The organism is Microvirga aerilata (assembly GCF_016743775.1).
Lineage (GTDB): Bacteria > Pseudomonadota > Alphaproteobacteria > Rhizobiales > Beijerinckiaceae > Microvirga > Microvirga aerilata.
Genome location: NZ_JAEQMY010000252.1, coordinates 1 through 1,843, shown reverse-complemented (window position 1 = coordinate 1,843; position 1,843 = coordinate 1). Strand labels below are relative to the sequence as shown.

Sequence of the window (1,843 nt, the reverse complement as noted above, 5' to 3'; positions counted from 1 at the left end):
TCCACAAGCTCCCCACCAGGGCGAACCACATACAAAGGACGCCGCGCAATCCAGCTCCGATCGAGCGGAAAGGTGCCGGTGAACCCACCCTCCTCGAACCTGAACAGCCCATGCACCGGGTAATGGTCTGATAGGTCCCAATAAGGGTATTCGAAGGCAAACTCCTTCCACTCCACGTCAGAGCGGAGGATCCGTACTTCGTTGCTCGCGGCGGCCGGTGCACGATGTGCCTTCGACCAAAGCACGTAGTCGAGCATCTCGCCGGGTTTCCCTCGCTCGGCGAGGCGATTGCTGAAAGGATCCCAGCTGAAAGGGTAGCCCACCTGTCCCGGCATTTCGGCATCGAGGATCTCGAGCATCCGTTGATATTCCTCGTGGGACGCGGCCTTGTCGACGTTGAGATCGCCAGCGATCAGAACCGGCTCGGTGGCGGGTATGTTTTGCGAATCGATGAAATGCTTCAGAATGCGAAACTGTCCTTCGCGCGCGTTGCGTTCGCTTGCTTCCGCCTGAGTGTGAGTTCCGAAAAGGTGATAGGTCCGAGTGCCTTTCGCGATTCGGGCGTAGACAACACCTTTGGCAGCTTGGCAGTCGATCCCTGCGCAGGTTGTGCCGTAGGGCTGCTGAGCTTCTGTGGCAATCGGCCAGCGGCTGACGATGATGACACCGCCATCCTGCCGCACGTCGGTGTCACGGCCGAGGATTTGTGTTTGATAAGGATACTCAGGACGCAGCCTCTCGAGCAGCGTATTTCGAACACCGTCGTCGAACGCTTCAGAGAACACGATCGCATCATAGCCGCGCAGCTGCGCGGGCAGCAGTGTTGCGCGAACCACTTGACCATTTCGCGCGATCGTCGTCGGTCGCATATATATGTTATAGGCGAGCACGCTAAACTGATCGTCGCCCCCTAGCGAGGGTGGGTAGGCGTATTGCAGGATGTATTCGACGTTGTCATCCGTTCCCGCAGCGAAGGCTCGATAAAGAACACGTACGGGGATGCCGTTGAACATCGCCGTCGCCACATGCGTTTCTCGGTCGTCGAACCAACGGTCCTCAAAACCGACCGCAGAGAAAGACTGCCACATGTGGCTGTTGACCGCTCGGCCAAGCAGTTGCTGGCGAAGACCGACGGCCTGGCCGTCCTTGCTCAAGCGCGTGACGAAGGTGAACCGCTGACCATTCGTAACATCTTGGTCGCGGTTGAAACTGAGAACCGTTTCGCGCCGACCAGGTAGGATCCGTGCAGCACCGATGCGCCAAGCGCGTGTATGCATATTGGCTGGTGCCAGGACGGTCGCGTTAAATTCAAATGGTGTATTGTTCTGGACAATGATGTCTGTGGCCGCGACCGCAAGGCACGCAGAGAGAACCTGAAAAGCGAAGCCGGCGACACCGAACGCTACGGCCGACCAGATAGCTCGCACATGGCTCAGCATACCTAGCAAGTACAACAACACACAGATAAAGTACCGGCCTGCGCTTACGTTCATCGCACACCGCCTGCATATCCATTGGGGTTACTTAATTGGATATAAAAGCAACAACTACAAGAAAAGAAAATATGCGGTATATTCTCAGAAAGCGCAAGGTCTCTAGAACAATCTACATTCTCTATTTTTTATTCATGATGTAGACAGTGGATCCCGACTGATATCAATGGAGATGATACACGATCGGAAGGTCTCCCGATGGCGTATATTGCCGTCTTAGTTAGTAAAAAGGTGCGTTGAGGTCTGCTAAAAGCTTTTCCAGGACTGTGGGAAGTTAGAGCCTGTCCGAGTGAAATTTGAATCCGAGCAATGACTTGTGATTCACTGGTTGGCGCCGATTTGCGGAGGCG

The 1,843-nt window shown here is 55.2% G+C and carries 1 protein-coding gene; it reads right to left on the bottom strand.

Annotated elements, in window-relative coordinates; all coding sequences use genetic code 11:
* Window positions 1-1,493 (bottom strand): sphingomyelin phosphodiesterase (locus tag JKG68_RS32120; protein ID WP_202066460.1); only part of this gene is annotated, 1,493 nt, incomplete at its 3' end.
* Between the last annotated feature and the right edge of the window lie 350 nt (window positions 1,494-1,843).